Source organism: Halobacterium sp. CBA1126 (genome assembly GCF_009741975.1).
Taxonomy (GTDB): Archaea; Halobacteriota; Halobacteria; order Halobacteriales; family Halobacteriaceae; genus Halobacterium.
Genome location: NZ_WPCF01000130.1, coordinates 1 through 5,982, shown reverse-complemented (window position 1 = coordinate 5,982; position 5,982 = coordinate 1). Strand labels below are relative to the sequence as shown.

5 protein-coding genes and 4 pseudogenes are annotated in these 5,982 nt (G+C 60.3%); 5 read left to right on the top strand and 4 right to left on the bottom strand.

Features of this window, described 5'->3' with window-relative positions:
* Positions 1-421: pseudogene (locus GJ634_RS13595) on the bottom strand (rhodanese-like domain-containing protein); the annotation flags it as partial.
* 249 nt (positions 422-670) lie between these two features.
* Between GJ634_RS13595 and GJ634_RS13590 the strand changes: the two are divergent.
* Together GJ634_RS13590 and GJ634_RS13585 are read left to right on the top strand one after the other, a co-directional pair.
* Positions 671-916 (top strand): sulfurtransferase TusA family protein, encoded by a 246-nt coding sequence (locus GJ634_RS13590; protein WP_157503422.1) that lies wholly within the window; start codon positions 671-673, stop codon positions 914-916.
* Between the two features lie 2 nt (positions 917-918).
* Positions 919-1,491: a DsrE/DsrF/DrsH-like family protein gene (locus tag GJ634_RS13585; protein ID WP_157503420.1), complete on the top strand. Its 573-nt coding sequence runs from the start codon at positions 919-921 to the stop codon at positions 1,489-1,491.
* Here GJ634_RS13585 and GJ634_RS16260 read toward each other — a convergent pair.
* Together GJ634_RS16260 and GJ634_RS13580 are read right to left on the bottom strand one after the other, a co-directional pair.
* Positions 1,491-1,709, bottom strand: a pseudogene (locus GJ634_RS16260) (hypothetical protein); the annotation flags it as partial. The gene GJ634_RS13585 and the pseudogene GJ634_RS16260 overlap by 1 nt on opposite strands.
* Positions 1,710-1,718: 9 nt before the next feature.
* Positions 1,719-3,668 carry a NosD domain-containing protein gene (locus tag GJ634_RS13580; RefSeq protein WP_157503418.1) on the bottom strand — a complete coding sequence of 650 codons (1,950 nt, stop codon included), beginning with the start codon at positions 3,666-3,668 and terminating at the stop codon, positions 1,719-1,721.
* Between the two features lie 77 nt (positions 3,669-3,745).
* On the opposite strand from GJ634_RS13580, the gene GJ634_RS13575 reads away from it, so the two are divergent.
* The 3 genes and pseudogenes from GJ634_RS13575 to GJ634_RS13565 form a co-directional block, all read left to right on the top strand.
* Positions 3,746-4,510, top strand: a complete 765-nt coding sequence (locus GJ634_RS13575; protein ID WP_157503416.1) for an ABC transporter ATP-binding protein — start codon at positions 3,746-3,748, stop codon at positions 4,508-4,510.
* Positions 4,503-5,312, top strand: coding sequence for an ABC transporter permease (locus GJ634_RS13570; protein WP_157503414.1), 810 nt, complete (start codon positions 4,503-4,505; stop codon positions 5,310-5,312). Before GJ634_RS13575 ends, GJ634_RS13570 begins: the two co-directional genes overlap by 8 nt.
* A 66-nt stretch (positions 5,313-5,378) precedes the next feature.
* Positions 5,379-5,492 (top strand): annotated as a pseudogene (locus GJ634_RS13565) (DsrE/DsrF/DrsH-like family protein); the annotation flags it as partial.
* Between the two features lie 380 nt (positions 5,493-5,872).
* Here GJ634_RS13565 and GJ634_RS16740 read toward each other — a convergent pair.
* Positions 5,873-5,982 (bottom strand): annotated as a pseudogene (locus tag GJ634_RS16740) (cytochrome d ubiquinol oxidase subunit II); the annotation flags it as partial.

The window sequence follows — 5,982 nt, the reverse complement described above, 5'->3', positions numbered from 1 at the left end:
GGAGGGGCGCTGGTACTGCAGCAGGGTGCCGGCGCCCGTCGTAGCGGTCGATTTCGACGGCCTCGTAGATGCTTGCCCAGCCGTTCATCCCGTCCTCGAGGTGGTTCACGTCGTAGCCGCGCTCGGCGAGCGTACCCGCGACGAACTCGCTGGCGCCGCCCTTCGCACACAGGACGGTCACTTCGCGGTCGTCGGGGATTTCGGCGAGGACGTCGTCGTCGATGTCGTCCTCGAGGAACTCGAAGTACGGGACGTTGATCGACGTGACGTTCTCGCCGTCGATACGCCACTCCTCGTAGTCCGATTGCATGCGCGCGTCGAGGAGCGTGACGTCCTCGTCGGCGTCGATGCGGTCCTTCAGTGTCTCCGGGTCGACGGAGTCCACGTCGACGTCCGGAGTCGGGAAGTCGTCAGCGTTCATGTTGTGCAGTCGCTTCTACTGGGTGGTCGCACAAAAGCATTTGGATAGTAATTCCACTTTAGGACAATACTATAATGAGCTCGATTCCGCTGAGGGCGGATTATACCACTTGTATAGGCAGTATACTCGATTCTTCGCCTTAATTAGGGATTAGAGTAGTTGGTAGTGTCCACAAGAATCGACAATCTTTTACTTGGGCAGGGGGTATTGTGCGATAGCTCCAATACAGACTCACGGAGCAGATAACCAATGAGTGCTGAATTCGACATCACGGAGACGCTCGACGTCAAAGGCGCATCGTGCCCCATGCCAGTAGTGCAGACGAAGTCCGCCATCGACGACCTCGCGGAAGGTGAGGTCCTCGAAGTGCTGGCGACCGACCCCGGAAGCATGAGCGACATCGACGGCTGGGCGTCCGGAACCGCGGGCGTCGAGCTCGTCGACCAAGAGGAAGGCGACGACGTGTACAAACACTACGTCCGCAAGACGGAGTAACGATGAGCACGGACACACCCGACGCGCCCGCCGACGACGCGCCCTCCCGTGCGGAGCTGGCCGCGCGCGTCGACGAACTCGAGGACGCCCTCGCCGAAGCCACCAGCGACGACGACGGCAAGAAGATGAGCATCATCGCGACGAAGGGGACGCTGGACATGGCGTACCCGCCGCTCATCCTCGCCAGTACCGCCGCCGCGTTCGGCTACGACGTGACCGTCTTCCACACGTTCTGGGGGCTGGACATCCTCCACGAGGAGCGCTCGAAGAACCTCAAACTCAGCTCCGTCGGCAACCCCAACATGCCCGTCCCGAACGCCGTCGCCGCGCTCCCCGGGATGGACCGCGTGACGACGAAGATGATGGAGAAGAAAATCGCGGACAACGACACCGCGACCATCGAGGAACTCATCGAGACGAGCCTCGACATGGGCGTGGAGTTCCAGGCCTGCCAGATGACCATCGACCTCATGGACTACGACGAAGACGACTTCTACGACGGCGTCACCACAGGCGTCGGCGCGGCAACCGCGCTCCAAGACATGGCCGACGCCGACATCCAGCTCCTTGTGTAATCACGAGATTCAGCTACTACCCCGTTCGCCATCCGGTGAAGCGTCAGTTTGAATCGGCTTTCCTCTTCACAGGCTGTCGAGGCGAATGCCCCGGGGGCTTGACCCCGAGGCGGTTCACGGCCGATAGCCTGCATATTCTCGTGCGCCCACCGTGTACCGTGTCCTTGCAGATCACCACGCCGCTTCTCGTATTCGCGCTGCCAGTGGTCGAACTCGTCACAGATTGTTTAAAATGTGAAGTCCCATTCGTCCTCGTCGTCGAACTGTCCCGGCGGACGTTGGGTATCTGCGAGTTGCTCCAACAGCGTTGGATGGCCTGGCCTTGCTCGTGGAGATACGTCCACGACGCCGCCAAATCGGACCCCGGGAATCGTCTGCTGTAGCTGACGGAGCAGTTTGAGGGTGGGGGATCGAGCCAACGTCGGGGCTCCAGTCCCACCGTCTGCGACCATTCCGACTGGTCCTGTGGGGCGGAAGGCTCGCGAAAGTGAGCCGTCACCGTCAGTATCTACACCGGGAGCACCCCGCCAGTAGTTCCCTTGCCAGACATGTAACACGTTGAAGCGGGCCGTGTCGGCGTACTGGCGATTATACGCGATGTCGTTATCGGTGACGTGGTTCGTCGGGAATAGCGACAGCGCCCGAATGCCCACACGGTTGAACGCCGCGACATTTTCCTCGTAGACTGCATACTGCCCTTGCACGACGATTCCGTGATGGTTATGTGTCAGTACATTTTCGGCAACATAGCTTGACCGGCCGGACACAAGAACACCGTTTCTGCTGTTCTTGACAGCGTTTCTCGTGACGACGTTCCGATTCGACCGGTCGTGAATATAGACGCCGACATACGTGTCCTCGACGTCGTTATCAGCAGCAAACGCGCCCTGAGCGAACACACTGAACACGCCAATCATCATTCCCTCCATCGAAGAGTCTCGGACGGTGAACGACTGGGTGTCGTGGGCGAAGACACCGACTTTCCCACCGTAGAACGTCGAGTTCTGCACGAGGGCGGGTGCACCAAGAATGGAGACGCCAAGGAACCCGTCCTCCCAATCTTTCGTTCCCACAACCGTAAGGTTCGAGACCGTGAGGTTCGGGCTATTCCGTGCGATGACGCCATTTGCGCGTGTCTGCATCCGGACGTCCCTGACGAGCGACCTCGCGGACCGATTAAAGACGAGTCCGGCGTCGCCGTAGCCGTGCGTCGCCCAGTACTGTTCCCGGAACGACTCGTTCTGCACGGGCACGCTCGTAATGTTCGCGCGATCGCGGGTCCGTACCGTCCCGATGCCAGTCAGTGAGAGGTCGGCGATTGCAACGCGCGACGTGTTCACGTAAACGACGCTGCGATTTCTGTCACCAATAATGCGCGTTCGGTTGGCGCCGTCGCCACGAATCGTCAGGGGCTTGTCTACCGTGATGTCGGAGACGGAATAGTTCCCGCTTGCCAGCCGAATCGTTGTGTTCGGTGGCGCAGTCTGAACCGCTGCGGTCAGCGATTCGTTTGGTTCGACCGTCGCCGTAACTGGCCGATCGAGAAGCGACCGCGCACGAGCTGCCGTCCGGTCAGCACGCTCGCTTCGCGTCTCACTGAAGCGCTGCCATTCCGACGCGGAACGCCCCGCAACGCCGACATCTAACTGTTGGACCGCGTCCCACCGTTCCAGCCGTCCACCGTACTGTCGGGTGAACTCGATGGCGTCACTCCGATTCGAGAACGGTACCAGTGTCTGATTCCGCGTTGGAATACTGGCATTACTGCCAACGACAAAGTAGGCTGTCCTAGCTGGCACCCACCCAGGATCTGCGTCCATCGGTGTTCGAAGGAGCCCATCATCTCCAACGTAGACGCCAGTTCCGGTGAAATCCGAGACGTACACAGCCATCGGCCGCCCGAATTCCCGTTCCGTACTCTCCTGTAGTCCCGCAACCATCGACGTGAGACCGTAGTAACCGACGGCGAATTTGAATTGGGAGAACGCGACCTGCCCGGTCGGCAGCGCAAGCGTCGACTCGTGAGCGCGGACAACGACGCTTTCCGGGACCCCCGTGGACTTCGTATCCTCCATCGGAACAGCGGTTACCTGCTGACTACCACCGCTCATAGCGAACGGCCCGAGGACGGCTGCAAGGACGAGCACGCCAGCAGCAGCCACGTGCCAGAACTCCATATCAGACGTTATGGGGGGCGTGACAAAGAGTGGTGGGTCAGTACACTTTTTCGAGTGGCCAGTAAACTGCCACACGAATGGGTGAACGTGTCGCCACGAGCGACGAAAACACCCCTGCGGCAGCGTCGGCTGTCGTCGAGGCTACGGATATCTCGAAATCGTTCGGCGATGTCGACGTCCTCGAAGAGGTCTCGTTTTCGATACCCGATAACAGGGTGACGGCGATTATCGGGCCGAATGGATCCGGGAAGACGACGCTGGCGGAACTCATTACCGGCGTAGACACACCGACTGCTGGTGAAATCACACTCCACGCCAGCGGCGAACGGCCTGTCGGGTATCTCCCGCAAGACCCACGGTTTCAGCCGTCGGCGACGGTCCACGAGACGGTGGCGTTCTACGCGGCGTTGCTCGCGGGCGAGACCGACGTCGATGCCGCCCTCGCACGCGTCGGACTCGAAGCCGCGGCTGATCGTCGTACGGATGCACTCTCTGGAGGGATGCGTCGTCTCCTTGGCATCGCGGTCAGTCTACTAGGATCACCCGAACTGGTTGTGCTTGATGAACCAACAAGCGGCCTCGATCCAGAGATGACTCGGCACGTATACGATGTGATTTCCGGGTTGACCGAGCGCGACCAGGCCGTCGTGCTGACGACCCACGACCTGTCGCGCGCGGCCGACGCCGATTACCTACTCGTGGTGTCTGATGGCGATATCGTTTCGGCTGGGTCTCCGGACGCAGTGCGTGCAGACACGGAGACGGACACCCTAGCGGACGCCTTCGAGACAGCGGTCCGGGGCCGCACGGTTACATCCAAGGGGGGTGATCGCAGTGAGTGACGCCACCCGGCAGTTCACCGCTATTTTCGAGCGAGAGTTGCGGGCACTTGTACGGTCCCGGTCGGTTTGGTTGCTAGCCCTCGGATTCTTCGCCCTGGTCGTGGCGATTGCGATCCTCGGCGGGCAAGCAGGCTATGTACCGCTCGTACTCGCGTTACTCACGCCGGTCGAGGTCCTGGTGCCGGTGCTGGTGGTTGCACTCGGGTATCGTGCGATTCTCGGCGACCGGCTGCGGGGGGAGCTGAAGGTCCTCGATACATTTCCGGTAACGCCAATTCGGTACGGACTTGGCGTCTACTGTGGTCGACTCGCAGTCGCACTCGGTATTATCGTCGTGACACTGTTGGCAGCGGTGTTCGTCGTTCCACTGTCGGGCGGCACGCAGAACGTGCTTGCGCAATCCGGAGGGTTAGACTCCCCGGTGTACTACGCGCGGTTCGTCACGTTGACGATGGTGTTTGCGGGTGTCGTCCTCGCTATCACGCTGTTAATTTCGTCAGTAGCGCGGTCTGCTCGTCGTGGACTCGTGTCAGCGGTCGGCTTGTTGCTCGTGGTCGTCGTCGGATTCGACCTCGTCGTGATTGCCGGGGTTGGACGAGGTTGGATCGTCGAACGTGGACTGGGTGGGGCGCTTGCGGCAGGTCCGCTAAGCGCGTATCGCGGACTCGTGCTGACCTATGCTGTTGAGCCGGCCGTAACGATGACGGTCCGAGCCGCATCCCCGGCCGCGAGTGTGTTCTCACTTGCTGTGTGGACATCACTGTCGCTGCTCACGGCGGCCGGGCTAACCGGAATCGAGTAATCGTCAAAGTGACGAATACAGTCGAATGGGTAGCCGCTGTTGGTTCTAAGCGTCCATCCGCAAGGAACGAAGATGACTATCGACCTGCTGGACTACAACGAGGACGACTTCTACGACGGCGTCACCACGGGCGTCAGCGTGGCGACCACCCTCCAAGAGATGGCCGACGCCGACATCTAGTTCCTCGTCTAAACTCCGATGCACAAACTCGAGAACCCGATTCCCAGCTTTCCAGTGCCTGAGGGGGTAGAAACCACCGGAGCGGTCAGATAGAGCCGCCATCAGCAGGACCGATCGACTCAGACGCACTCGACGCGCTCATCAAGAGGCGACGTTGCCTGAACTAAAGCCCACTAATGTACGGTAAGCACGACGTCGTTACTGACGAGGACGATTACGTCGAGGACGACTGAATCAGCCAGTCACTTCTCACGGAGTCTCTCGTACCTCACCGAATACTGCCTCGTCGGAGCTGCCTAGTTTGAACGGACGCTCGCGGGTGAGACCTATCGAATGTATACCTGTTCGTGTTGCCCAGCCAAGGTCGGTCTGGGAGGATGTCACTCGCCGTAACCCTCACCCTCGATTGGACCGCTGAAGACGCCGTAAAGGAATTTGAAGTACCACAAGACCAGCAGTAGGACCGGGAGTCCGAGGACGGTCACGAGGT